The organism is Alteromonas sp. B31-7 (assembly GCF_015767655.1).
Lineage (GTDB): Bacteria > Pseudomonadota > Gammaproteobacteria > Enterobacterales > Alteromonadaceae > Alteromonas > Alteromonas australica.
This window is the reverse complement of record NZ_CP065233.1, coordinates 2,548,608-2,574,763: the sequence shown is the minus strand read 5'-3', so window position 1 is coordinate 2,574,763 and position 26,156 is coordinate 2,548,608. Positions and strand designations below refer to the sequence as shown.

Genomic DNA, 26,156 nt, shown 5'->3' with positions numbered 1-26,156 from the left:
CAGGAACGAATTATGCCACTAAATACGCGATCATTGACTCAGGCACTCTTTATTATTAGTACAATTTTTACTCTGTTTGCTTGTGGCGGAGGAGGCTCTGTGTCACGGGACGACAGCACCGATTCGGGAAGTTCTGACGGGTCGTCGGCCACCATAGTGGTAACCTTGAGTCTTGAAAACGACGCAGGGGTAAGTGACAAATCTCTCACCATTAATAACCCCCTTACTTTAGTTGCAGAGGTGAAAGACACCAACGGCAATCCTCAGTCAGATAGATTACTTACCTTCGCGATAAGCGAACCTACGTTAGCCAATTTTAGTAATGATATTGCGACTGCGCGCACTAACGAAGACGGTATTGCCAGCATAGGCTTAACGGTAGGTACTGCCTCTGGTGATGGTGAAATTACCGCAAGCTTATCGTCTGGAGAAAGCGGAACCACAACCTTTTCTTCTGAAGGTAGTGGGGGGGCCAATATACAACCTGCGTCTTTGTTATTGTATGCCAGTGCGGTGCAGTTAGCGTCCAGTGGCAATGATGAAATAGAACTTATTGCGTTGGTAAAAAATGAGCAAAGCGTGCTAGTAGAGGGCGTGGAAGTGAGCTTCTCAGCCCCTAGTGATGCAGGTGTCGAGCTCCAACTGACGCAGTCGGTTACAGCGGCAGACGGCACCGCTCGCGCTATTATTACCTCTCAAAACGATGCTTCTAACAGAGACGTTAGAATTACTGCACAAACTGGCACCTTGGTGGAGTACGTAGATATTGAGGTATCAGGCACAGAAGTGACCATTAACGGAGCCACTTCGGTTATCTTAAATGACACTGTGGAATATACGTTAAGAGTGCAAGACTCGGATGGAGAAGCCTTGCCTAATCAAACGATTACCCTAACGCCCGGTACAGGAACACTGTCTACCACTTCAGTGGTGTCCGGTGCCGATGGCCAGGCGAGTGTTTTCTATACGGCCACCACCTCAGGAGAAGACAGTTTTAGCGCCGCTGCGTTATCGGCTCTGTTTGTACAAAAGATTCAAGTTCAACAAGACGAATTTGAATTTGTGCAGGCGCCGACCGAGGAAGTCGCACTATCAACCAGTGCCACTATTGTGGGGCGTTGGCAGCGCGATAATAGCGCTTTGGAGGGAAGAGAGGTAAGAATAACGGCCTCTAGGGGCACGGTCACCACAGCGCAACCTCTTGTAACAGACAACAACGGTGAGTTTTCCTTTGATATTGCGTCAGACAATGCGGGTTTTTCCACGATTACGGCGTCAGGGTTAGGTACAGATGGAAGCGAAGAGGTGGTCGCTACGCTAGAGGTGGAGTTTATCGCTACAACCCCCTATTACATACAAGTAGATGCCTCCAGAGAAATTTTAGGGCCCGACGGTCAAACCAGCTCTATTACCGCCATTATTAGAGATGAGAACGATAACTTAGTGAAAGGGGCATTGGTATCGTTTAATGTAGATGACCCTTCCACGGGGACAATATCTCCGTCTCAGGCTACCACTGACAGTAATGGTATTGCTACTACGGTTTACACCTCAGGTGCCGTGTCGAGTCATGAATCTGTAGTGATTACAGCACAAGCGGTAGAAGCGCCTGAAGTTCAAGATGAAGTGTTGCTAACAGTAGGCAACCGCGCTTTTGACATTTCTCTTGGTACCGGCAACACCATTTTGGTGTCAGATGACACCAGTTACACAAAAGAGTTTGCAGTGTTTGTTTCAGATAGTGCAGGGCAGCCAGTAAGCGACGTGGAGTTAACCGCGTCAATCAGCCCAGTAAAATGGGTAGATGGTGGTGGCTATTACAAAGGCTCTTGGTATTGGACTGGCACTGTGTGGGCAATTGATACACCGGTTTATTTTTGTGAAAACGAAGATCAAAACGACAACGGCATATTAGATATTGCGCCAGAGCCAAGTACCTATGATGAAGATACCAATGACGATGGCATGCTAACACCAGGTATTATCGGTACTGTGAATTTTGCTTCTGATGCCATCACCGATGAAAATGGTCAGGCAACCTTAGCATACCGCTATCCACAAAATTACGGTGGTTGGGTTGAGATGGTCGTGACGGTTTACGGTAAATCTTCCGGCAGTGAAGCGATAGCCAGCATGCGTTTTGGCTTGGAAGCTGCGGCAGACGATCTGTCTTCAGAAGAGTCGATGCCGCCGCCCAATCCTTTTGGTTCTGATGCCTGTCCTATTGCCAATTAACCCACAGTCATCTTAGGCTCGCAGCGCACTGCGGCGAGCCTAAACCATCTTTAAACTTGCTGGAATGGATAAACTGAGCCAATTTTCAGGATTTGCGTGAGTTCATCGAGGGCAGTACGAGATTCTATTAATAGTTGCGGATCCCGAAGGTCATCTTCGCGCAATTCATCACGGTAATGCTTTTCTATCCACGCGTTTAAACGGGTAAACTGCGTATCGTTAATCAGGGTAGCCTGATTTACTGCATCTAGCTCTTGGTCGTTCATGGCCACCCGTAAACGTAAGCATGCTGGGCCGCCGCCATTACGCATGCTTTGTTTAACATCAAAATAATTGACAGATTTAATCGGTGTACCTAGGGTGACAAGCTTGTCTAGATAACGGCTAACGGCTTCATTTTCCTGACACTCAGTAGGCGCAATTATGGTCATTTCGCCGTTGGGTAAGGTAATGATTTGCGTGTTAAATAAGTACGTTCTAATGGCATCTTGTACAGATACTTCATCGGTAGGTACTTCAATAAAGTGCAGGGGCTTTTCACCAAACTTAGTTTGAATTTCCGCAAGGCCAGCGTCCTTTTTATAAAACGCTTGCTCGTGGAAAAACAACACATTTTGGTTACCTACGGCAATCACGTCGTTGTGGAATACGCCTTGGTCAATAACGTCAGGGTTTTGTTGCATGTACACCACCGAGTCGTCGTCGAGGCCATGCAAACGCGCAACCGCTTGGCACGCTTCTAGCGTTTGACGTGCAGGGAATTTGGTGGGTGCTGGTTTGCTTGGGTCAAATGCATGACGACCGTAGACAAAAAGCTCAACGCCAGACTCACCGTACTGGCTGCAAAGCCGAGTATGATTGGCAGCACCCTCGTCACCAAAATGTTCGTTATCAGGAAGGTGTTGATGATGGGCGAAGTATTTGTCGTTGGCAAAGGTGCCTTTTAGGATATTGCCGGTGACCTGAGGCTCCAGAGAGCGATGGAACTTGTTGGTGAGGTTTGCTGGGGTAAAGTGTACCCGTCCGTCCGCAGTATCGGCGCTAGGAGACACAGTGGCGGCATTTGCCGTCCACATGCTACTGGCAGAGCAACATGCTAAGAAAATCTCGCGAGATTGCTTTGCAGCGCTTTCTAGAACACGAGCATCTGAACCGCTAAAGCCTAAACGACGCAGGGCTGCAATATCGGGGCGCTCCTGTGGGGCGAGTACACCCTGTGCCATGCCCATGTCAGAGAGGGCTTTGGCTTTTGCCAACCCTTGTTTGGCTGCTTGTTTAGGGCTACTGATTGCGTTAGCGTTATTAAGAGAAGCAACATTTCCGAAAGACAAACCGGCATAGTTATGGGTTGGGCCAACAAGGCCATCAAAGTTAACTTCAAACTGCTTCATACTTTCCCTCTATTTGGTGTTTAGGCATTTGCACACTAGGCTATATAGTCGCCGGTATTCAAATACAGCAAATAGGCACGCCAAGGTATGCGCGTTTAGAAGAAGAATGCGCCTTGGGTATGCCGAATGGCTGGCATTATACGGTTTTTAAGGGCATTGCCAATCGTGCTGTTTACTATTTAAACAGTTTTTGTGTGAGTTTAAAGCAGTGGAAAGAATAAGTATGAAGAAGATCTTGTTTTCCATTCACTTTGTAGATATATGTTAAAAAAGAGCGGGTATCTCATCAAGCAGGCAAAGGTACTCCAATTTTCGGAATTTGACGTAAATAGTCATTAAAAATCAATAGGTTTAGTTCAATTATATGGCAAAATCACTGGTCATAGTCGAGTCACCAGCCAAAGCAAAAACGATAAATAAATATCTCGGTAAAGATTTTATCGTAAAAAGTTCGGTTGGCCACGTGCGAGATCTTCCAACGAAGGCATTAGGCAAAGTTGAGCCTAAAAAACCGGCAAAAGAACTCAAAACTTTAAGCGATGAAGAGCGACTAGAATATCTTCGTCGTCACGAATATTTGAAACTTGTCGATCGCATGGGTGTTGACCCAGAAAAAGATTGGCAAGCGCACTATCAAGTGTTGCAAGGCAAAGAAAAAGTGGTTAACGAACTCAAAAAGTTAGCCAAAGACGCTGATACGATTTATCTCGCAACGGATTTGGACCGTGAAGGGGAGGCCATCGCGTGGCACTTGCAAGAGTTGCTAGGAAGCAAAGGTAAAACTTACCAGCGCGTCGTGTTCAACGAAATTACTAAAAACGCGATTCAAGATGCGTTTTCTGATCCGGGCGAACTTAATATTTCCCGGGTGAATGCACAGCAAGCACGTCGATTCCTCGACCGTGTTGTTGGTTTTATGGTGTCGCCACTGTTATGGAAAAAAATTGCTCGTGGCCTGTCCGCAGGACGAGTTCAATCGGTAGCTGTACGCTTAGTTGTTGAGCGTGAACGTGAAATTAAAGCCTTTGTGCCCGAAGAGTTTTGGGATGTGCACGCCGACTTAACCAGCCAACAACAAGCCGCATTGCGCATGTTGGTGGCAAAACATCAGGGCAATGCGTTTAAGCCCAAAAATAAAGCCGAAACAGACAAAGCGTTGGCCGAGTTAGATGGCGCAAATTACCAAGTTGAAAGCCGTGAGTCGAAACCGACACAAAGCCGACCTTCTGCGCCCTTTATAACTTCTACATTACAGCAAGCGGCAAGCACACGCTTAGGGTTTGGCGTGAAGAAAACCATGATGATGGCCCAGCGTTTATATGAAGCGGGTTACATCACCTATATGCGTACCGACTCAACCAATTTGAGCCAAGAAGCCCTTGATAGTGCACGGGCGTATATTTCCGATAATTTTGGTAACAAGTATTTACCTGACTCGCCTATTCGCTATGGCAGTAAAGAAGGTGCGCAAGAAGCGCACGAAGCTATCCGTCCTTCTAACGTTAGCATAGGAGCTGCCAGCCTAGGCGATATGGAGCGTGATGCTCAGCGTCTTTACGAATTAATTTGGCGTCAATTTGTGGCCTGCCAAATGACCCCAGCGAAATACGATGCGACCACCATTCGAGTGTCTGCTGGCGACTATGAACTAACAGCGAAGGGCCGCGTACTTAAGTTTGATGGTTGGACCCGTGTTCAGCCTCAATTGCGTAAGAAAGGCGACGAAGAGCTCATGTTGCCAGACGTTCAAAAAGGTGACGTACTCGAGTTAAAAGCGTTAGATCCTAAGCAGCACTTTACCAAGCCTGTTGCGCGTTTTAATGAAGCATCACTGGTTAAAGAGCTCGAAAAACGTGGTATTGGTCGCCCATCTACCTATGCGAGTATTATTTCAACCATTCAAGATCGCGGCTATGTGCGTTTAGAAAACAAACGTTTTTATGCCGAGAAAATGGGTGAAATTGTGAATGATCGTCTCATGGAAAACTTTGACGATTTAATGAATTACGACTTTACCGCAAACATGGAGCAGCAATTAGATGATATTGCTGAGGGTAATAAAAACTGGAAAGACGTGCTCAACGACTTCTACAGTGGTTTTTACGGCAAGTTACTGAACGCTGAGAAGGACCCAGAAGAAGGCGGTATGCGCCTTAATCAAGCGGTTCCAGCGGGCATTGAATGTGATAAATGTGGCCGCGAAATGAACGTACGTACCGCCTCTACCGGGGTTTTCCTTGGATGCTCTGGTTACAACTTACCGCCGAAAGAGCGCTGTACAAACACCATGAACCTTACCGCTGGTGATGAAGTGGTGAAGGTTGATGACGAAGAAGAACTTGAGACAGAAGCGCTACGCTCGAAAAAGCGTTGTCCAAAATGTGGCACTGCCATGGACAGCTACCTCGTTGATGAATCTCGTAAACTTCACGTGTGCGGCAATACCCCGACCTGTGATGGCACCTTGGTAGAGAGTGGCACCTTCAAGATTAAAGGCTATGACGGCCCTATTATCGAGTGCGATAAATGTGGTAGCGACATGGAGCTTAAAAACGGCCGGTTTGGCAAGTATTTTGGCTGTACCAACGAAGAGTGTAAAAATACTCGCAAGCTGTTGCGAAATGGCGAAGCTGCGCCACCGAAGGAAGATCCAGTGGATTTACCTGAGCTTCCTTGCGAGAAATCAGATGCCCACTTTATGTTACGGGACGGGGCGTCAGGTATCTTTTTAGCGGCGCATAACTTCCCTAAGTCGCGAGAGACACGTGCGCCGAAAGTGGAAGAGTTGGCTCGCTTTAGGGATAGAATTTCGCCGAAATTCTATTATCTTGCAGATGCGCCACAAAAGGATCCTGAAGGTAATCCGGCCATTGTTCGTTACAGCCGTAAGACAAAGCAGCAGTATGTGATGTCGGAAAATGAAGCTGGAAAGGCCACAGGCTGGTCGGCGTGGTATGACGACGGAAAATGGCAAGAGCAGGCTGCGAAAAAGCCAGCTGCTAAAGCGAAAGCTAAGAAAAAATAGTGCTTAATGCGCGCAACGTTTAGGTCAAATAAGCCCGCATTTTGTCGGGCTTATTTATGTGATGTACATTACTCGATTACACGCTAAATTGGCTCAAACTAAGCCTGTTTGCGATTGAATATATCGACAAGAGATAGAGAAGAAATCATGGCTTCACTACAAGATCAGTTATTAAAAGCTGGGCTAGCGGATAAAGCCTCCGCCAAACAAGCTCGAGCAGATAAACGAAAAAAGCAAAAGCAGCAAAACAAGCAGAAACAACCGACAGTTGATGAAACAGCACTGGCGGCGCAAAAAGCGGCAGAGGAAAAGAAAGCGCGAGATCGCGCCTTGAACCAACAGCAACAGCAAGAACGAGAGAAACGTTCAATTGCCGCGCAAGTTAAACAGCTTATCACCACAAATAAACAAGAACGTAAAGGGGATATTGTCCTTAATTTCACCCATGAAAATGTGGTCAAGCGTATGTATGTCAGTAATGACATTCACAAGCAAGTCACTAAAGGTCGCTTAACCGTGGTGCTCCTTGATGACGCTTACGAGCTAGTACCCACCCCGGTAGCTGATAAAATCGCCCAGCGTGATGAGAGCTATATCGTCTATCGTGCCGACTTAGATACCCGTGGCAATGATGGCAAAGACGAGCAAGAAGAAGATTGGTACGCTGAGTATGAAATTCCTGATGATTTAACGTGGTAAAGGATAGTAAGGGCGGCTGGGTATCGCAATATGTTAATGCCGATACCCGCCTTTTTGCTTACGGTGAAGTGGCTGCTTACGCCGCTGACTTTGCCGCAACGTAATGGTCTAACTGCGCCAAATAATGTGCTTTCCCTTCCTCAGACAACCAACTTGCTTTAAAGCTATTTTCTACCAATGTCACTAATTCTTGTTTGCTAAACCCGCCTTCTTCCTGCAGCGCGACTAAGTTTTCGTTCAAATAGGCACGAAAATAAGAGGGATCATCAGAGTTAATGCAAGGGGTGAGGCCCAACGCTAGCATGTCTTTTATCTCTTTGGACGTCAGGGATTGAACCACAAACTTATTTGATACTGGGCAAACGGTTAACCCCAGTTTCTTTGCTTTGGCAAGGTCGCATAATTCCGTAGAGGCCAGTATATTGACGCCGTGGTCTATTCGGTCAACCTTAATTTCTTCAATGACTTGGCGTATATGTTCTAAAGTGTTGTCTTGATTGACGTCGCAATGCATGGTGAGTTTTAACCCCATGTCTCTGGCTTTGGCAAACACCGCACTGAATTTCTCTGGTGGATTGTTTTTCTCATCTGAATCTAACCCCACGCCCACAAGTTTATCTATGTAAGGCTCAGCCATCATTAAATGCTGCATGGCTGACTCTGCAGACATATCACGTAAAAAGCACAGAATTAGCTGGCATTCTACGTTAAGCTGCGTGACCGCGTCAGTTCTGGCTCTGTCTATTCCACTTATCACGGTGTGGAAACTTACGCCCCTTGAGGTATGAGCTTGCGGGTCGAAGAAAAGTTCGACATACACGATATTCTGCTGAGCGGCGCGTGTGAGATAAGCCATGGTAAGCTGGTAAAAATCTTCTTCGTCTATTAATACGCTCATACCTGCGTAATAAATGTCTAAAAACGAAGGAAGGTCGTGAAAGTTGTAGGCCGCAATCATTTCTTCTGGGGTTTTCGCGTTAAGGGTGACGCCATTTTTTTGTGCCAAAGCAAAGCTTAGTTCAGGTTCGAGTGTGCCTTCTATATGAACATGAAGTTCTGCTTTAGGCATGTTTTCAATAAATGTTTTCATTTGCCTGTTCACCATTGGTTTTATTATTTGGAGTTGTTTTTGTTGAGCCACGACAGTTACGGCGGTGCTAACCCTTGCTAGTGGTCTCGCCTTTAACGTTTTGTCTTTGGCTTCACTTTCACTCTTAATTTATACAAGAACTGCGCCTAAGATAACTTGGGTTAAAAGCGTGAAAATCAGCGGACAATCCCGAACTCAGCGAGCATTTTGCGAAATTTTTGTCCCATGGCTGCATCATAATAGGGCAAGGGCAATGAACTAACCTGGTGGGCTATCAGGGGTTGGTTCTGATTGCAGTAGAATTGGGGTAAACTTAGCACCATCTTAAACGTCTATAAAACGCCCCAGATAATAATGATAAATTGGAAAAGCCTTGGATTTGACGCGTTAACGACGCATCAACTATTCGAATTACTAAAACTTCGTGTGGATGTCTTCGTGGTAGAGCAAAATTGCCCATATCCTGATCTAGATGAAAAGGACAGGCATTGCGACATGCGCCATCTCATGGGATTTGAGCAGGACAAACTGGTTGCTTACGCAAGGTTGTTACCCCCCGGTGTTAGCTACCCTTCGGCCAGCATAGGTAGGGTTGTCACACATCAAGACTATCGCGGAAACGGCAGGGGTAAGCGGCTCATTGAAACTGCCATCAAGTATTGTGAATCTTACTGGCCAAACAGCGAAATTGAAATTGGCGCACAAACCTATCTGTTGTCGTTTTATGAAAGTTTCGGCTTTGTGCCTACCTCAGACATGTATTTGGAAGATGGCATACCTCATGTGGATATGAAAAGAACGCCCCAGTAAGGGGCGGTGCTTGTGTTTAACGGGGAGGACTGATTTCTCTAGCTGCTACTTCACGTCAGGCAATTGTGCGACAAGTTCATTTAATCCGGAAACCACGGTGTCTGGCTTTAACGCAAGAGGGTAAAGCACTTTACCGGGGCGAGCGATAAATGCAGCTTGCCAACCCGCTTGCTTTGCGCCCGCAATATCCCAACCGTGAGCGGCGACTAACATGGCGTCTTCGGGTTTAATTTGCATTTGTTCAGCTGCCCATGCATACGCGCGCAAGTCAGGTTTGTATAAATTAATGTCCTCTACACTTAAACGTTTATCAAAATAGGACAGTAAGTCGGCATTCTTGAATTGGGTGTAAACCCCTTTGTTCGACGAGTTAGTTAAACTTACCAAAGTGTAGCCTTTCGCTTTCAGTGCTTTAAGCCCTTCAACCACATCACCGTGAGGAGGAAGGCTTCTCAGTGGCGTGACTATTGCCTTTTTGGCGTCTTCTTTTGATAGCGTTATACCTTCTATTTCTGCCACCATAAGTAAAGACGCTACGCCAATTTCACCAAAGGTATGAAACCGTTGAGTTGTAGAGTCAACCAACGAGTGATGCAACATAGTAGAAAACCATAGTGGTAGTAAATCATTGCGTCCGCCTAACGCTTCGCCCACAGAACTGCGCATGGCAGTTAAGTCTAGTAGGGTTTCATTGACGTCGAAAAATATCACTTTGGGGGCAGGGAGCATGTCAGCAGAAGCGGCATGGGTTTCATGATTATGCGCTAGGGAGGGGAGTGAAACTAAACAGCAAAGTATAAGCAGCAACCGTTTCATAAAAAACCTATCGTGTAGTTTGAACGAGTGTTCAATTTAGGTGGCTTTGGTTTACCTGCCAACTCACCCTCGTTCAATCGACATACTGGTACGACGAACTGCTGTGGTTATCCCAGCGCGTTCAGTGCAAGTTGTGTTTGCTTGGTTAACTCCGCATTTATTTTCCAATGATCTGGTGACCATCCGGCTAAAAAACGATGGAAATCTGCGCAGGCAAAGGGGTAGAGGCTTCGCCATTCTTGCAATATTTCATTAATTTCACGATCAGAATGCCTCTTTATAGTCACCTTATTATTGAGTGCTTGTTTCAGGGCTTGTAAATACACCTCTAGTAAGTCTTGGTTGTGGGCAAGTTGATCAGATTCACTTAATGCACTTCCTAAAAAATAGGCGACGTCCTTTACCCCAACGCCATGGCCCGTATATTGAAAATCGATAGCGGCGCAGTGCGATAAGTGACTGGTGAAGCAAAAGTTAGCGACTTTGGCATCACCATGCAGCACGGTATGGTATTTTGCCTTATTCAGGCGGGTAGATAGGCCATGAGCTGCATCTTTAAGGGGGCTCGCCTTCATGGCGTTAAATTCATCTAGCCGTGTGCCAAGGTGCCAATAAGTCCCTTCTTGCCATAGGTGTTTATCGTTAACCCCCATAAACTGCCCATGAAATGCCGCCAACCATTTAAGTACAACAACGGCATCATCGGGCGATAATTCCATGGTGGTTTTCTCATAGTAAAGATTTGCAAGATCCTCCATCACAATAAGCGTGTCGTTTGAGTGTTGTTCCTCTTGGTTTTGCCCGGCAGGCGAGGGGAGAAGCGCAATGGTCTTTGGGGTTTTGCAATCTTGCGTTGTGAAGGGTTGAAGGTGAGTGTAAAAGTAGGCTTCTACCTTGAATGAGCGACATTTTCGTTTAAAGCTGGTATTGCCGCTCCAGCCTTTAGGATGATGGCTACCCAGCCTAGGTTGTGCACATTTGGCTACCACACGTTTTGTCGCACTTGTTCCGACAGGGGATAAGGTGGCTCTAAAACAAGCTCCTTGCTCACTCCAAAGTGGTTGTATAAGCGTGGCGTGTTTAACTTCACATTGGGTAGCCTGTGCGAGCCACTTTATAAATTCAGGGTTAACTTCATCAACCATTTTATCATCAGCCTTATTCTTTAAAGCGCCTTACTGATACCCGCAAGAGGGCTAGCAATGGTGTTAAGAAAGAAGTGACAAAAAAGCCGCTGATTAAGCGGCTTTTGTCTTTATTTCACTTTGCCAAAGAATGGCCAGCGGAATTAGCTGTTAGCGGCTTGAGACTCAGTCTCTTCGTCACTTTCAGCTGCTGACTCAACATGTTGAGAGGCTACATCTACGCTTGCCGGCAACGTGGTAGGGGCAGATGCCTTTCCAACAACATCACGCATTAGCGCTTGTTTGCCACATACCGTGATGGCAGGACGTGTATCATCAGCTTTTGCCACTAGTGCCACATCAGTAAATGCATCATCAACCGAAGCCGGTAATGTCATAGGGTGAGATGCCCTACGTTTACCTAAGCTACTTGCCGCCAAACTCGTGTTGATAACCGATGTCTTCACCGACTTAGGGGCTACCGGCTTTTCGTCGGCAACGTCAGCATCACTGCTTTGAGCTTTTTCTTCCACAACCACCTCTGGGGCCACATCAGCACTGCTTTCTTGCGCGCTTGGTGCTTCAGCGCTATCGCCATCATGATTCAAATCTATTTCAACTTGCTTAGGTGGCGTTGCTTGCGCTTCTACAGGCACTTTAACCCGAGGCTTCGCTGGCTTAGCATTGGCATCAGCATCTGGAGAAGTAAGATCGAACTGAAGTTCGTCTTGCACAACATCAGCGGCTTCTTCGCTTGCAGGCTCTAGCAAACCGGGCTTATCTGCTTGCGTCGAGTCTTCTTCACTTGGCGCTTGGCTTACGTCTTTCGCTTCTGGCGCTGGCGACGTAGCTTCTGCTGGCGTTTCAGCGGCTTGAGGTTGCGCTTCGCTTTGTTCATTGCTTGGCGTAGACTCAACAGCGACTTGCGGCTCAACAGGCGCGTCTGTTCCTGAAGACTGAACCTCTGATTCTAACTTACCGGGCATTGCTGCTTGGGTTTGCGCGGTATCGTTAGACTCTACATTGGCGCCGTCTTCTGATGCGTTTTGCGCATCCTTCTTACGACGTTGTCCTGCTGCACGAACATGACGAGGTGAACGACGTGAGCGGCCTCTGCCTTCTCGTTTCTGACCATTTTCATCCTGAGTCTGGTTAGCATTTTCGTCTTGTGTGCTAGGTGTAGAAGGCGTTACCTCTTCTTGCGCCTTAGATTCAATAACGTCGGTCTCATCTATTTTCGGCTTCTTAGGCGCTTGAGTCTGTTCTTGCTTAGGGGTTGACTCATTCGCTTTTGGCTTGGTTGTTTTAGGCGCTTTTTCGTTGCCTTCCTCAGCCGCCATTGCTTTCACAGGCTTCGCTTTAGCGGGCACCTTGTTCTTAGCTTGAACTTGAGTATCTTCGTCTTTATTCACTCGAACACTGCGGCGTGTATCACGACGCTTACGACGTTCAGCAACTTCACGCTTTTTCTGCGCTTGCGGTTCTTGGCTGTTGTCTTGGCTTTGTGCTTTATTTACCGGCTTAGTGGTCTGTTGCTCATCACGGGGCTGCTGCGCCTTACGCGGTTTGCGATTGCGGTTGTTACGTTTCTCGTCTTGATCTTGACGTGGCTTACGTTGTTCCTGATCACCACCTTCTTTGTTTTGTGGTTGCTGACCATGACGACGGTTATTTTTCCGAGGCTTACGACGTCTGTCATCGTTATTACGCTGACGTGACTGGTGCCCTTTGCTTGCCGGTTTTTGCTGTTCCTTGGTTTCTTTCTCTTTGCTTTCTTCGCTACCAAAGAGGTCGCTTAACCATTTACCAATACGAGAGAACAAAGAAGGTACATCTGCAGGCTTCGATGGTGCCTCTTTAGGCGCAACAACAGGTGCCGCAGTGGGGGCAACTAAACCTTTAAGGGCAGGCTCTTCTCGTTTAACTGGGGCGGCTGTTGTGGTCTCTGTTTCTGCTTCTACCGCAGGCATAAGATCAACTTCGTAGCTCGCTTCTGACACCACGTCATCAGGGCGACGGCGCTGAACTTGATAGTGTGGCGTGTCTAGATTTGCGTTAGGGATAAGTAATAAATCTACACCGTGGCGCTTCTCTAGTAACTGGATAGACTTACGCTTTTCGTTTAGCAGGTACGTGGCAACAGGGACCGGAAGCTGCGCTTCAATTTGCCCCGTGTTTTCTTTGATGCTTTCTTCTTCAAGAATACGTAGGATAGAAAGCGCAAGAGATTCAGTACCACGAATAGTGCCGTGACCTGAGCAACGAGGACACACATGGTGTGCCGACTCGCCCAATGAAGGACGTAAGCGTTGGCGTGACATTTCTAATAAGCCAAAGCGAGAGATACGGCCTAATTGAACACGAGCACGGTCACTTCGTACTGCATCTTTCATCCGGTTCTCAACTTCACGCTGGTGTCTTACCGGTGTCATATCGATAAAGTCGATAACCACCAAGCCACCTAAATCACGTAGGCGTAGCTGACGTGCAATTTCGTCTGCTGCTTCTAAGTTGGTATTCAGCGCAGTTTCTTCAATATCTCCGCCTTTTGTGGCGCGGGCAGAGTTGATATCAATTGAGGTGAGTGCTTCGGTAGGATCAATAACAATTGAGCCACCTGACGGTAAGCGAACTTCACGTTGAAATGCCGATTCTATTTGGCTTTCAATTTGGTAGTGACTGAACAATGGAACTTCGCCACGGTAAAGTTTTACGCGGTTTGCGAAGTCAGGACGTACCAATTGAATGTGCTGTAATGCTTGTTCATATATGCTGGTTTTGTCGATAAGGATTTCGCCAATGTCGCGACGTAAGTAGTCACGAATAGCACGGACAATAACATTACTTTCTTGGTGAATAAGGAAGGGAGCTTCACGCTCAGCTGCCACACCAGAAATGGCATCCCAGTGCTTCAATAGCACTTTAAGATCCCATTCAAGTTCTTCAAAAGACTTGCCTACACCCGCAGTACGAACGATTAAGCCCATGCCATCAGGAAGATCAAGTTTGCTTAATGATTCTTTAAGCTCTGTACGCTCATCACCTTCGATACGACGAGAAATACCGCCTGCTCTCGGGTTATTTGGCATTAATACTAGGTAGCTGCCCGCTAACGACAAGAAGGTGGTTAATGCAGCCCCTTTCTGGCCACGTTCTTCTTTGTCAATTTGGACAATAACTTCTTGGCCTTCTTTGATAACGTCCTTGATGTTAGGACGACCTTCGAATCTGTAACCTTTAGGGAAGTAAGTGCGGGCAATTTCTTTGAGGGGGAGAAAGCCATGGCGCTCAGCACCATAATCAACAAAAGCGGCTTCTAAGCTAGGTTCTACGCGAGTAATTTTACCCTTGTAAATGTTGGCTTTTTTCTGCTCGTGTCCTGGGCTTTCAATATCTAAATCATACAAACGTTGCCCATCAACGAGGGCAACTCGCAACTCTTCTTGTTGAGTTGCATTAATTAACATTCTTTTCATTGTATCTAACTCTGTTTTATACAGCCATTTAGACACAAAATTAAAGTGACATGTGCAAACCCTCACCGCGCAACCTCACGGCTGGACGGGGACTTTGTTGTAACGTCGCATTATCCTAAAACATGATCTTAAAACTTAACGCAATAAGCCTGTGCCGATTCATTTGGCTGGATTACAACTTATTGCGCATTGTCTGTTTTAAAGGATGTCGGGAGCGACACGCCCTTATTTCTTTCTTACAGGTAAATAAGCAGCCTTTATGCGCACTGCTTATTTCGTCAATTCAATTCTGTTTGCTAAATGGCGAACTTATTATGTGCTCGCGAGTACTATCTGAATTATCTAACGGCAGTGTAGTCGTTGCCTCTATAATTCGTTGTTTCGGTGTAAAACTGCCCTTCAAGGGGCTTATTCATCGAATAATGCAAACCGAAAACGAACAGTACTCCTTTATTCGCAGAGAGGAGTATTAGCGGTATTCTTAAACCGTATGGTGTGTCCAACCCTGCGAGATGTTATTTTTTATCAATTAATTACTGAATAAAAAACACCCTTCATTATCGCACCAAAGGGCGTATTTACGCAAGGTTTGTAGGGAAATAAAGCATGATTAATTGCAAGCAACGCTAAATGTTCAACCATAAGCTAATTTTTTTGCAGGCAAATGGCGGATTTTTTTCATGCCATGGGTGTTTTATGTTCCAGAGACCTTTTGCAATGCGGTATACTCCCCCTCATGAAAGAACAGACTCCCCAAAAAGTACAATTTGTAACCGTAGACGCAGATGTGGCCGGCCAGCGAATTGACAATTTTCTGCGCACTCAACTTAAGGGTGTGCCCAAAAGCATGATTTACCGAATTTTGCGTAAAGGCGAAGTTCGCGTGAATAAAGGTAGAATTAAACCCGAATACAAATTGGCTGACGGCGATGTGGTGCGGATCCCTCCGGTGAGGGTGTCTGAGGGTGCACCTGCGCCTTCGCCAAAATTAGATAAAATCGCCTCCCTTGAGAGCCATATTTTATTTGAAGATGATCGTATATTGGTTATGAATAAACCTTCTGGCATTGCGGTGCACGGTGGCAGCGGATTAAGCTTTGGTTTAATTGAAGGGTTAAGGGCATTGCGTCCTGATGCGAAATTTATGGAACTCGTGCACCGCCTGGATAGGGAAACCTCGGGCTGTATTCTGATTGCAAAAAAGCGGTCGGCATTGCGACACATGCATGAACAATTACGTACCGGCAAAATGGATAAGCGCTATCAAGCCTTAGTTGCAGGGGAGTGGCCTTCAACACGGTTTAAAGTGAAAGCGCCTCTACGTAAAAATACACTACAATCAGGTGAGCGCATGGTGAGTGTGGGCGACGATGGTAAGCCTTCTGAAACCCGCTACCGCATTTTGCAGCAATTTGAAGGGGCTACCCTTGTTGAGGCGTCGCCGATTACCGGGCGAACTCACCAAATCCGCGTGCATTGTTTACATGCGGGCCATCCCATTGGCGGCGATCCTAAATACGGCGATGCTGAATTTGATAACCAAATGCGTAAAATTGGCCTGAGCCGGTTATTTCTTCACGCGCACAGCATTTCTCTTATCCATCCTGGTACTGAGGAACGGGTGAAGTTTACTGCGCCATTGGATGCCACATTAAGCGCTACGTTAAATGCGCTTAGTAAGCATGCTTAATCACTCCTAAGGCCTGATGTCGTTCATGAGAGAAAGTCGTTACAAACTCGTTATCTTTGATTGGGATGGCACGCTAATGGATTCCGCTGCCAAAATTATAAACTGTATGCAACTGGCTGCCGATCAATGCGGTGTTACCGTGCCTAGTGCTGAAGAGGTGGGGCATATCATAGGAATCAGCTTAAAGCCTGCCATCAAACAACTGTTTAATACCGATGATGAAGCTTTGGCCGAAAGGCTGGTCTTAGCCTATAAAGAGGCATTTGTGTCGCAAGATACCACCCCTTGCCCATTATTTGATGGGGTTGAATCTTTACTAGCATCGCTTAGAGAAAGCGGCGCAATTCTGGCTGTAGCCACAGGTAAAGCTCGCAGAGGGTTATCTCGTGCTTGGCAGCAAACCAATACAGGGCACTATTTTACCACTTCACGGTGTGCTGATGATGCTGAGTCTAAACCGTCACCCGATATGCTGCTGCAAATTCTTGATGAACTCGATATTCAAGCCAGCGATGCGGTGATGATTGGCGATACAACCTACGACATGCAAATGGCAAAGTCCATTGGCATGGACAGGATAGGCGTGTCTTACGGTGTCCATGCTCAGGTTCATTTAGAAGCACTGCAGCCTAAAGCTGTTGTGCATTCTGTAAGCGAACTACAGCCGCTATTACTGACAAGCCCAGCGTTGTTGAGTTGCTAAGTCGAGCAAGTCAATATTAAAGTGTCTATCTAGCATATTGTGAAGCAACATGGTGGGTAGGCCAATGAGCGTATTGGGGTCGCGACTGGTAATACGCTCAAAGAGTAAAACACCCATCCCCTCACATTTGAAGCTACCTGCACAATCGAGGGGTTGTTCGGCATCAATATAGGCTTGTAGTTGGGCTTGACTATGGCGGCGAAAGAAAACGCATGTTTCTTCTACCCGGGTGACACAAGTTTCTTCTTTATCTTTGGGGCTTTGTTTGGCCGTCCCATCACCAAAGTGTTGGCACAAACTTAGCGCTGTATAAAAAGAAACGGTTTTTCCTTGGCAGAGGGTAAGTTGTGCAAGGGCATTTTCAACCGTATGCGGTTTACCCAGTATTTTTTTACCGTCCCCGGTATCAACGAGGGCAACCTGGTCGCTGCCAATAATGATTTTGTTTGGGTTTAGCCTCGCCACTTTTTTCGCTTTTTCCGCAGCAAGTCGTTTTGCTAGATTTATGGGGGATTCACCATCTTCGGGGGTTTCATCAATATCCGGTGCGCAGGTTTCTACGTGAATACCGATATTCGCGAGCAGTTGCTTGCGGTAGGTGGAAGAAGATGCAAGCACAAGTTGTGGCATATTTGATTGAGTCATACTACGGCCTCACTGTAACCAAGTCATACTGATACACAAATGTACGAAAACAAATAGGTTCGAGCCGAAGCCCTACATTTATTGTAGAACATTTTTCGCCAACGAAAGTATAATTATGACATTGGGTGCCAGGTTGAGTAGGGTAAGGTTTGAATACGATTAGAAATGGCACTTGCGAAAGGGGCGTTTTATCGACAGTAAAGCTGATAAAAGCTTTGACACTGCTTGGTTCACACTATATCATGCGCGCCCTATGCAGAAAGTGAAACTCCCTCATTCGGTTGAACCGACTAAAAGTGCTATGAAACGTTCCGATTATCGGGGCATCATGGCGTCTAAAGATATGGAACGATTGAGCGAGGCAGTTGTCCGATGCAGTGACGATGTGGATGTTGAGGTACAGTTCGAAAAAGACGCGCAGGGTCTTACTATATTTCACGGCCACTTAGGCACGCAGGTAACACTTATCTGTCAAAGGTGTAATGGTGAACTTGACTACTCACTTGACGTGGACTTTTGTTTTACTCCAGTGCAGGGAGGAGAGCAAGAGAGTGAAGACATCATTCCCGAGGCTTACGAACCGGTAGAGGTCAACGACCACGGAGAAGTTAGTCTGCTTCAGATTTTTGAAGACGAGCTATTGTTATCTTTACCCATTGTGCCCCTTCATGCAGAGTCGGCGTGTGCAGTGAAACGAGATGATATGTCGTTCGGAAAGATTGAACCGGAACAAGAGCGAAAAAACCCTTTCGCGGTTTTGAAAGAACTTAAGCGAGACCAGGAGTAAGTTATGGCAGTACAACAAAATCGTAAAACGCGTTCAAAGCGTGGTATGCGTCGTTCACACGATGCATTGACAGGCGCGACTTTGTCTGTCGATTCAACGTCGGGTGAAACACACCGTCGTCACCACGTAACCGCTGACGGTTACTACAAAGGCAAAAAAGTAATCGGCGCTTAAGTCGGCGACTACATTTTGTCTAAGCTAACCATTGCGTTAGATATCATGGGGGGCGATCATGGTCCCCCTGTTATCCTATCTGCGGCTATAAAAGCCATCCAACACCACCCCGACGTTAATTTTACGTTGTGCGGTGACGAATCTATTATAAATCCCGCTATTCAAGTACTTTCTGACGCCGAACGACGTCGCGTTGTTGTGTCTCATTGCGACCAAGTTGTTGATATGGGCGAGGCGCCTACCTCTGCATTGCGTCATAAAAAACGTTCGTCTATGCGAAAAGCCATTGAGCTGGTACAGGCGAAAGAAGCCCATGCATGCGTGAGTGCAGGGAATACGGGTGCTTTATTAACATTGTCTTTTTATCTTCTTAAAACACTCTCTGGTATTGATAGGCCTGCTCTTGTCAGTATGATGCCGACCGCCAGTCATCACAAAGTCCTTCTTCTCGATTTAGGGGCTAATGTTAACTGTACGCCAGATATCTTATTCCAATATGGGGTAATGGGTTCGGTACTTGCACAACAAGTTGCGGGGATTGCGTCGCCTAGAGTGGCATTATTGAATGTGGGCGAAGAAGATATTAAAGGAAATGCCCAGGTTAAGTCTGCCGATCAGTTGTTTAAAGATGCGCCGGGGATAAATTATATTGGCTATGTGGAAGGTGATGATATTTTTACCGATCATGCCGATGTGGTAGTCACTGACGGTTTTACCGGTAATGTGGCCCTTAAATCTAGTGAAGGGTTAGCGAAACTGGTGGTCAGTGAGGTTAAAAGACACTCTCAGCGGAATATTTATACACGTTTAATGGCCAAGATTGCTTTTCCGTTACTGAAATCTATCTATAACAGTGTGAACCCCGACCAGTATAACGGCGCGAGTCTGATAGGATTGCGCGGCATTGTTATCAAGAGTCATGGAAACGCATCTAAAGACGCCTTTTATTACGCCATTGTTCAGGCAATGCAAGAGGCGCGAATGCAGGTTCCGGACAAAATAAAAACCAAGATAGAAACGGTATTGTTGGAGCAGCTTTGAGCAAATATTCACGATTTATTGGTACCGGCAGTTATTATCCAACTGACGTACGTACCAATGCCGACCTTGAAGGCATGGTAGATACCAGCGACGAATGGATCACCGACCGCACAGGAATAAAAGAAAGAAGAATTATTGGTGCAGATGAGACTGCTGCAACCATGGGGTATGAAGCCAGTAAAAAAGCCATTGAAATGGCAGGTATCGACCCTAAATCTATCGATATGATTGTATGCGCGACCACCAGTGGCCGCTATGCATTACCCAGTACCGCATGTGAAATTCAGCGACTTTTATCATTAGATGGCATTCCTGCATTTGATGTGGCCGCTGCGTGTGCGGGTTATTGTTATGCGTTAAGTGTGGCAGACCAATATATTAAATCAGGAATGGCCAAGCGCATTCTTGTTATTGGTACCGATTGTCTAAGCCGCCTTATTGACCCCTCTGACAGAACCATGGTGATTTTGTTTGGTGATGCGGCGGGCGCGACTATAATCGAAGCCAGTGATGAACCTGGTATTTTATCTACGCATATACATGCTGCAGGTTCATACGGCGATCTTCTCTACGTAGGCAATCCAACCCGTGGTGACGAACAGTCAGTGCACGAAAATTGGGGTGTAATGCGTGGAAATGAAGTCTTTAAAGTTGCTGTGAACAAGTTATCTGAAGTGGTGGAGCAAACGCTAGCTGCAAACGATATGCAAAAAGCTGACTTAGATTGGTTGGTGCCGCATCAAGCTAATTTCAGAATTATAAAAGCAACGGCGAAAAAATTAGATATGTCACTTGATCAAGTGGTATTAACCCTAGAAAAATATGGCAACACCTCGGCGGCAACTGTGCCAACAGCCCTTGATGCTGCTATAAGAGATGGCCGTATTCAACGCGGTCAGCATTTATTACTAGAAGCCTTCGGTGGTGGTTTTGCCTGGGCATCTGCCCTTGTACGCTATTAATCTACTTTATCGAATTTTTTCAGTGGTTTTAGTAATAGAAAAATAATAAGGAAAACGTATGACTAAGACAGCTTGTGTTTTTCCGGGGCAAGGCTCACAAAGTGTGGGCATGCTAAAGGAATTAGCTGATAGCTACCCACAAATAGAAGCAACCTTTAAAGAAGCATCTGACGTGCTTGGTTACGACTTGTGGGATCTTGTGCAAAATGATACCGATGGCAAGCTAAACGAAACGCACATAACCCAGCCTGCGTTACTCACCGCCAGTGTGGCTACTTGGCGAGTTTTACGTGAACAAGGTTTAGATGTTGACTATCTGGCAGGCCACAGCTTAGGTGAATATTCTGCTTTAGTGTGTGGTGGCGCGCTCGCCTTTACTGACGCGGTAAAATTAGTAGAAGCGAGAGGCCAGTTTATGCAGGAAGCTGTACCTGCGGGTGCTGGCGCTATGTATGCCATTATCGGTCTAGACGACAATGCCATTGCGGATATTTGCCAACAAACGGCTATCGCTACTGGCGATGTTGTGGCTCCTGTTAACTTTAACTCGCCAGGTCAGGTAGTTATTGCAGGAGAGAAAAGTGCCGCTGAAAAAGCAGCACAAGGGTGCAAAGAGGCAGGTGCAAAACGTGCGTTACCGCTGGCCGTTAGTGTACCTTCACACTGTGAGTTAATGCGCCCTGCTGCGGATAAGCTTGAAGAAGCGTTAGCATCACTAAATATTCATACCCCTGCAATCAACATTGTGAATAATGTGGATGTGACCATTGAAACTGACGAGCAAAGCATAAAAAATGCGCTGGTACGCCAGTTACATTGCCCTGTTCAATGGACACGCACAGTGCAATACTTAGCCGATGCCGGTGTAGAGCGCGTGATTGAAGTTGGCCCAGGTAAAGTATTAACGGGGTTAAACAAACGAATTAACAAGGGGCTTGCCTCTTTAGCAGTGAATACGCCTGAGAGCGTAGAAGCGCTGAAACAATAAGGGAATTGCTATGAGTCATTTAGAAGGCAAAATAGCACTGGTTACGGGCGCAAGTAGAGGCATAGGTAAAGCTATTGCCACGCAACTTGCTGAACAAGGTGCAACAGTTATTGGCACAGCCACCAGCGACACTGGTGCTGCGGCAATTACTGATTACTTGTCCGCGTCAGGCGGGAAAGGACTTGCGCTGAATGTTACCGATAAAGACAGTGTTGAAACGGCCATAAAAGAAATTGCTGCAAGCTATGGCGGCATTGATATATTGGTTAATAATGCGGGTATCACTCGCGATAACTTGCTCATGCGCATGAAAGAGAGCGAATGGCAAGATATTATGGATACCAACCTAACAGCAATATTTACGCTGTCAAAAGCTGTACTTCGAGGTATGATGAAGAAACGTTTTGGCAGAATTGTTAATATTGGCTCTGTGGTAGGGAGTTCAGGTAACGCTGGGCAAGCAAATTATGCTGCCGCAAAAGCCGGTGTTATCGGCTTTTCAAAATCCATGGCGCGAGAAGTTGCTTCTCGAGGTATAACAATTAACGTTGTTGCGCCTGGATTTATCGATACAGACATGACAAAAGCGCTGTCTGACGATCAGCGTGAAGCCATTTCAAAAGATATTCCAGCTAACCGTTTAGGTGAACCTGAGGAAATTGCGGCCACTGTTGCTTTTTTAGTGAGCGATGGAGCCGCGTATATCACGGGTGAAACTATCCATGTAAACGGTGGCATGTACATGGGATAATTCGCTTTTTTGCGAATTTAGCTAAGTTTGGGGTAGTATTTCCCCGAACTTGGATGTAAAAATAGAGTATTAAGAATTTGGGATGTCGCTGGTTTGACCAGAAAATTAGTTTAAACTGGTACTTGCAAGGGCGGACCTTGCAAAATAAACTAGCGGCACTTTTACTATCTAGTGACGTTTAAGGGAAACCTAGAATTATGAGTAACATTGAAGAACGCGTTAAGAAAATCATCGTTGAACAACTTGGCGTAAAAGAAGAAGAAGTAAAACCAGAAGCTTCATTCGTTGACGACTTAGGCGCTGATTCACTTGACACTGTTGAGTTGGTAATGGCGTTAGAAGAAGAATTTGATACAGAAATTCCTGACGAAGAAGCAGAAAAAATCACTACTGTTCAGTCAGCAATCGACTACATCAACGCTAATAAAGACGCATAAGTCTTTAACAAGTGTCAAAACGGCTCTTTTTAGAGCCGTTTTCTGTATCCCCCCTTGGTTCCAATGCGAGGACTTATTGTGACAAAACGTCGCGTAGTGGTTACTGGTCTTGGAATGCTTTCACCCTTAGGTCTCAACAGTGAAGAGACATGGCGCCGTCTGCTTGCAGGCGAAAGCGGTATTGGTGAAATCACTCATTTCGACAGCAGTAATTATTCCACCCGTTTCGCTGGTCAAATTAATGATTTTGACCCGTTGGAATATATTGAGAAAAAAGAAACGAAAAAAATGGACAGGTTTATCCAGCTGGGAATTGCAGCGGGTAAACAAGCCATGGCAGATTCAGGCTTAACGATTACCGAAGACAATGCGCATCGAGTCGGTGTTGCAATTGGTTCTGGAATCGGTGGGCTAGAGCAAATAGAGCAAAATCACCTTAAGCTACTTAACGGCAGTCCAAAGCGGGTATCTCCGTTTTTTGTTCCTTCAACTATCACCAACATGATTTCAGGCTTCTTGTCTATCATGGAAGGACTAAAAGGGCCTAACATCAATGTAGTGACAGCCTGTACCACAGGTGTGCACAACATTGGTATTGCTGCGCGTACCATCGCCTATGGTGATGCTGACGCTATGCTAGCTGGTGGTGCGGAAGCGTCTATTACTCCTCTTGGTATTGCCGGTTTTGCAGCGGCTAGAGCGCTTTCCGCACGTAACGACGATCCGCAAGCGGCAAGTCGTCCATGGGACAAAGACAGAGATGGCTTTGTTATGGGCGAAGGCGCGGGCGTGGTTATGCTGGAAGAGTACGATGCTGCAGTGGCACGTGGTGCCACCATTTATGCAGAATTAGTAGGCTTTGGCATGAGCGGTGACGCTTATCATATGACGTCTCCGCCTGCAGACGGTGAAGGTGCCGCAGCCTCAATGGAAAATGCCATTAGAGACGCGGGTATTACGCCTGAAAGCATTGGTTATATTAATGCACACGGCACGTCTACCCCAGCGGGTGATGTGGCTGAGGTTGCCGCTGTTAAGCGCGTATTTAACGATCACGCTTATGAGTTGTTGGTGAGCTCAACAAAGTCAATGACAGGGCATTTGTTAGGCGCTGCCGGTTCTGTAGAGGCAATCTTTACGCTATTAGCACTTAGAGACAAAATGGCTCCGCCTACCATTAATCTGGACACACCAGGAGAAGGGTGCGACCTGGACTTTGTGGCGAAAAAAGCCAAAGTGTTTACGTCAGAGTATGCACTGTGTAATTCGTTTGGCTTCGGTGGTACTAACGGGTCACTTATTTTCAAACGGTTATAAAAGAAAATCGCTTTTTTGGGGCGCCTATCTTTGGCCTCATTCAAACACGAATTTCAGCATGATTAAAAAAGGCAGCCTATGGCTGCCTTTCTTGTTTGCCCTCAGTAACTTGGTATACTTTACCGCTACACAAGACAATGCGAGTACTTTGTGAACATTTTTGTTAGTGATGGTAAAGTTTTATCCCAAGATCGCGCGTTTAACTACGGTGATGGGATTTTTACTACCACCCATGTTCAACATGGGAAAATACAACTTTTCGATTTTCACTTAAGTCGGTTAGCCTATGACGCTAGCGTATTGAATATAGCGCTGGATATGAAAGCGTTAAGCGATGCCATGGTGAAAACTGCAAAAGCAGAATCCCGTCAATCGTTTGTACTTAAGGTGCATGTTTCGGCCGGAGAAGGTGGGCGAGGTTATGCGCGCGACAAGGCTAACCCAGCTTTAATTCGATTGATGTGCTTTCCTTACCCTCAGCATTACGAACCATTACGGGAGAAAGGCGCAGATCTCATTTGTGCGCAGACCCCTTTGTCGATTCAACCTTTGTTGGCTGGGGTTAAACATCTTAATCGTTTAGAGCAAGTGTTGATCAAGCGCGAGATTGAAACGGCGAATGCTGATGACGCGTTAGTGCTAGACACTCAACATCATATTGTGGAAGCCAGTGCCGGCAATGTGTTCTTTAAGAATAACCAAGGGTGGCACACGCCAATCCTTGACGGAAGTGGCGTCAATGGGGTGGTGCGACAGTTTTTGTTGTCCCATTTTCGAGATGACCGCAGCATAGAGATTACCGAGGCTAGATACAGCATGGAAGCACTCATAGGGGCGGATTGTCTCGTGGTGACGAATGCCCTTATGGGGGTTATGCCAGTCAAGTCGCTTACCCTGGAAAATGGCAACAAGCTTACCTTTGACATTAGTCACAGTCAGGTGTTAACAGATGCATTACTTACGAAGTACCGAGAAGAAGATGCGCGTTTTAGTTAGTTTATTGGTTTTAGTTATTGTGGTGGTTTCTGCAGTCATCGGTGGTATTACTTATGTGGAAAAGGAAGCAAACACACCATTATTGATAGAACAGGAGCGGCTTTTTGTTGTTGATAAAGGGATGTCAGGCTATGGCGTTGTCTACAAACTTACCGCAGAAGGACTAACCGATATATCGCCTACCGTGGCCAAACTGTGGTTAAAATTTCTGGCGCCATCTGGTCATATAAAATCGGGAACGTATCTTATTGAGAAAGACGCGAGCTTTGCGTCACTTATCGCCATGTTCGCGCTAGGTCAGGAACATAGCTTTCCGGTAAGTCTCGTTGAAGGGCTAACCCTTTCTCAGTGGATTCAAACCCTCAAACAGCAAGAAAATCTGGTTTTTGATATTAGCGATAGTGTTGTTGCAAAAATTATCGCATCATCCAGAATTGCACCTGAACCCCAGCATGGAGAAGGCTTATTTTTGGCGGACACCTATTTCTATAATGACGGCGATAAAGCCAGCGTGGTATTGCAACGAGCACATGATGCAATGCGTGATTTTCTGTCGAACGCGTGGCAACAACGGCAAGCCGACTTGCCCTTATCATCGCCTTACGAAGCATTAATTCTTGCCAGTATTATAGAAAAAGAAACGGCCGTTCCTGAAGAAAGAGGAAAGATAGCGGGCGTGTTTGTTAATCGCTTAATGCGCAATATGCGGTTACAAACCGATCCTACCGTTATTTACGGAATAGGTGCACACTTCGATGGTAATATCACAAGAAAACACTTACGTACCCCAACGCCGTACAATACATACGTAATTAAAGGCTTGCCCCCCACGCCCATTGCGATGGCAGGGAAAGAGGCCATCTTAGCCGCCCTTAATCCAATGCAAACCGACGCACTGTATTTTGTGGCCAATGGCGATGGCAGTCACGTATTTTCATCTTCGCTGGAAGCGCATAACCAAGCTGTGCGAAAATACCAACTTAATCAGAAGTAAAAGCC

General features: G+C 46.3%; 22 protein-coding genes. 16 read left to right on the top strand and 6 right to left on the bottom strand.

Annotated elements, in window-relative coordinates; genetic code table 11:
• The first annotated feature begins 12 nt into the window (after window positions 1–12).
• A complete protein-coding gene (locus IUA53_RS11025) occupies window positions 13–2,235 on the top strand; it encodes an Ig-like domain-containing protein (RefSeq protein ID WP_196897097.1) in 2,223 nt (740 codons plus the stop codon).
• A gap of 50 nt (window positions 2,236–2,285) precedes the next feature.
• Here IUA53_RS11025 and astB read toward each other — a convergent pair whose 3' ends face one another.
• On the bottom strand, window positions 2,286–3,626 hold the full coding sequence (gene astB / locus IUA53_RS11020) for an N-succinylarginine dihydrolase (protein WP_044056877.1): 1,341 nt from the start codon (window positions 3,624–3,626) through the stop codon (window positions 2,286–2,288).
• Between the two features lie 364 nt (window positions 3,627–3,990).
• Here astB and topA point away from each other — a divergent pair, with 364 nt between their 5' ends.
• Together topA and IUA53_RS11010 are read left to right on the top strand one after the other, a co-directional pair.
• Window positions 3,991–6,651, top strand: a complete 2,661-nt coding sequence (gene topA / locus IUA53_RS11015; protein ID WP_196897096.1) for a type I DNA topoisomerase — start codon at window positions 3,991–3,993, stop codon at window positions 6,649–6,651.
• Between the two features lie 147 nt (window positions 6,652–6,798).
• Entirely contained in the window at window positions 6,799–7,350 is a 552-nt protein-coding gene (locus tag IUA53_RS11010; protein WP_044056879.1) for a DUF2058 domain-containing protein, read from the top strand.
• 76 nt (window positions 7,351–7,426) lie between these two features.
• On the opposite strand, the gene add is transcribed toward IUA53_RS11010, so the two are convergent.
• Window positions 7,427–8,440 (bottom strand): adenosine deaminase, encoded by a 1,014-nt coding sequence (add, locus tag IUA53_RS11005; protein ID WP_196897095.1) that lies wholly within the window; start codon window positions 8,438–8,440, stop codon window positions 7,427–7,429.
• 354 nt (window positions 8,441–8,794) lie between these two features.
• Between add and IUA53_RS11000 the strand changes: the two genes are divergently transcribed.
• Window positions 8,795–9,250: a GNAT family N-acetyltransferase gene (locus tag IUA53_RS11000; protein ID WP_044447106.1), complete on the top strand. Its 456-nt coding sequence runs from the start codon at window positions 8,795–8,797 to the stop codon at window positions 9,248–9,250.
• Window positions 9,251–9,295: 45 nt separating this feature from the next.
• On the opposite strand, the gene IUA53_RS10995 is transcribed toward IUA53_RS11000, so the two are convergent.
• From IUA53_RS10995 to rne, 3 genes are all read right to left on the bottom strand, one after another.
• Window positions 9,296–9,979 carry a haloacid dehalogenase type II gene (locus tag IUA53_RS10995; protein WP_044058845.1) on the bottom strand — a complete coding sequence of 228 codons (684 nt, stop codon included), beginning with the start codon at window positions 9,977–9,979 and terminating at the stop codon, window positions 9,296–9,298.
• A 194-nt stretch (window positions 9,980–10,173) separates the two neighbouring features.
• Entirely contained in the window at window positions 10,174–11,211 is a 1,038-nt protein-coding gene (locus IUA53_RS10990) for an oxidoreductase family protein (protein WP_196897094.1), read from the bottom strand.
• 143 nt (window positions 11,212–11,354) lie between these two features.
• On the bottom strand, window positions 11,355–14,666 hold the full coding sequence (gene rne / locus IUA53_RS10985) for a ribonuclease E (RefSeq protein WP_196897093.1): 3,312 nt from the start codon (window positions 14,664–14,666) through the stop codon (window positions 11,355–11,357).
• A gap of 736 nt (window positions 14,667–15,402) precedes the next feature.
• Here rne and rluC point away from each other — a divergent pair.
• Together rluC and IUA53_RS10975 are read left to right on the top strand one after the other, a co-directional pair.
• Window positions 15,403–16,356, top strand: coding sequence for a 23S rRNA pseudouridine(955/2504/2580) synthase RluC (rluC, locus tag IUA53_RS10980; protein WP_044058846.1), 954 nt, complete (start codon window positions 15,403–15,405; stop codon window positions 16,354–16,356).
• Window positions 16,357–16,381: 25 nt separating this feature from the next.
• Window positions 16,382–17,059, top strand: a complete 678-nt coding sequence (locus IUA53_RS10975; RefSeq protein ID WP_196897092.1) for an HAD-IA family hydrolase — start codon at window positions 16,382–16,384, stop codon at window positions 17,057–17,059.
• Here IUA53_RS10975 and IUA53_RS10970 read toward each other — a convergent pair.
• Complete coding sequence (locus IUA53_RS10970) at window positions 17,027–17,689, bottom strand: Maf family protein (protein WP_044449451.1); 663 nt, start codon at window positions 17,687–17,689, stop codon at window positions 17,027–17,029. The two genes, IUA53_RS10975 and IUA53_RS10970, sit on opposite strands and share 33 nt — an antisense overlap.
• A 268-nt stretch (window positions 17,690–17,957) precedes the next feature.
• On the opposite strand from IUA53_RS10970, the gene yceD reads away from it, so the two are divergent.
• From yceD to mltG, 10 genes are all read left to right on the top strand, one after another.
• Window positions 17,958–18,491, top strand: coding sequence for a 23S rRNA accumulation protein YceD (gene yceD, locus IUA53_RS10965; protein WP_044058848.1), 534 nt, complete (start codon window positions 17,958–17,960; stop codon window positions 18,489–18,491).
• Between the two features lie 3 nt (window positions 18,492–18,494).
• The gene (gene rpmF / locus IUA53_RS10960) at window positions 18,495–18,665 is read left to right on the top strand and encodes a 50S ribosomal protein L32 (RefSeq protein ID WP_012518206.1); all 171 of its coding nucleotides are present in this window, start codon (window positions 18,495–18,497) and stop codon (window positions 18,663–18,665) included.
• Window positions 18,666–18,680: 15 nt separating this feature from the next.
• Window positions 18,681–19,706 (top strand): phosphate acyltransferase PlsX, encoded by a 1,026-nt coding sequence (gene plsX / locus IUA53_RS10955; RefSeq protein ID WP_044056885.1) that lies wholly within the window; start codon window positions 18,681–18,683, stop codon window positions 19,704–19,706.
• The gene (locus IUA53_RS10950) at window positions 19,703–20,668 is read left to right on the top strand and encodes a beta-ketoacyl-ACP synthase III (RefSeq protein ID WP_196897091.1); all 966 of its coding nucleotides are present in this window, start codon (window positions 19,703–19,705) and stop codon (window positions 20,666–20,668) included. Before plsX ends, IUA53_RS10950 begins: the two co-directional genes overlap by 4 nt.
• A gap of 58 nt (window positions 20,669–20,726) precedes the next feature.
• On the top strand, window positions 20,727–21,656 hold the full coding sequence (gene fabD, locus IUA53_RS10945) for an ACP S-malonyltransferase (protein ID WP_044056887.1): 930 nt from the start codon (window positions 20,727–20,729) through the stop codon (window positions 21,654–21,656).
• Window positions 21,657–21,666: 10 nt separating this feature from the next.
• Entirely contained in the window at window positions 21,667–22,407 is a 741-nt protein-coding gene (gene fabG, locus IUA53_RS10940; RefSeq protein WP_044056888.1) for a 3-oxoacyl-ACP reductase FabG, read from the top strand.
• A gap of 197 nt (window positions 22,408–22,604) precedes the next feature.
• Window positions 22,605–22,844 (top strand): acyl carrier protein, encoded by a 240-nt coding sequence (acpP, locus tag IUA53_RS10935; RefSeq protein WP_044056889.1) that lies wholly within the window; start codon window positions 22,605–22,607, stop codon window positions 22,842–22,844.
• Between the two features lie 78 nt (window positions 22,845–22,922).
• Entirely contained in the window at window positions 22,923–24,161 is a 1,239-nt protein-coding gene (fabF, locus tag IUA53_RS10930; RefSeq protein ID WP_044058849.1) for a beta-ketoacyl-ACP synthase II, read from the top strand.
• A gap of 150 nt (window positions 24,162–24,311) precedes the next feature.
• A complete protein-coding gene (pabC, locus tag IUA53_RS10925) occupies window positions 24,312–25,157 on the top strand; it encodes an aminodeoxychorismate lyase (protein WP_196897090.1) in 846 nt (281 codons plus the stop codon).
• The gene (mltG, locus tag IUA53_RS10920; protein ID WP_231401135.1) at window positions 25,111–26,151 is read left to right on the top strand and encodes an endolytic transglycosylase MltG; all 1,041 of its coding nucleotides are present in this window, start codon (window positions 25,111–25,113) and stop codon (window positions 26,149–26,151) included. Before pabC ends, mltG begins: the two co-directional genes overlap by 47 nt.
• The last annotated feature ends 5 nt before the right edge of the window (window positions 26,152–26,156 follow it).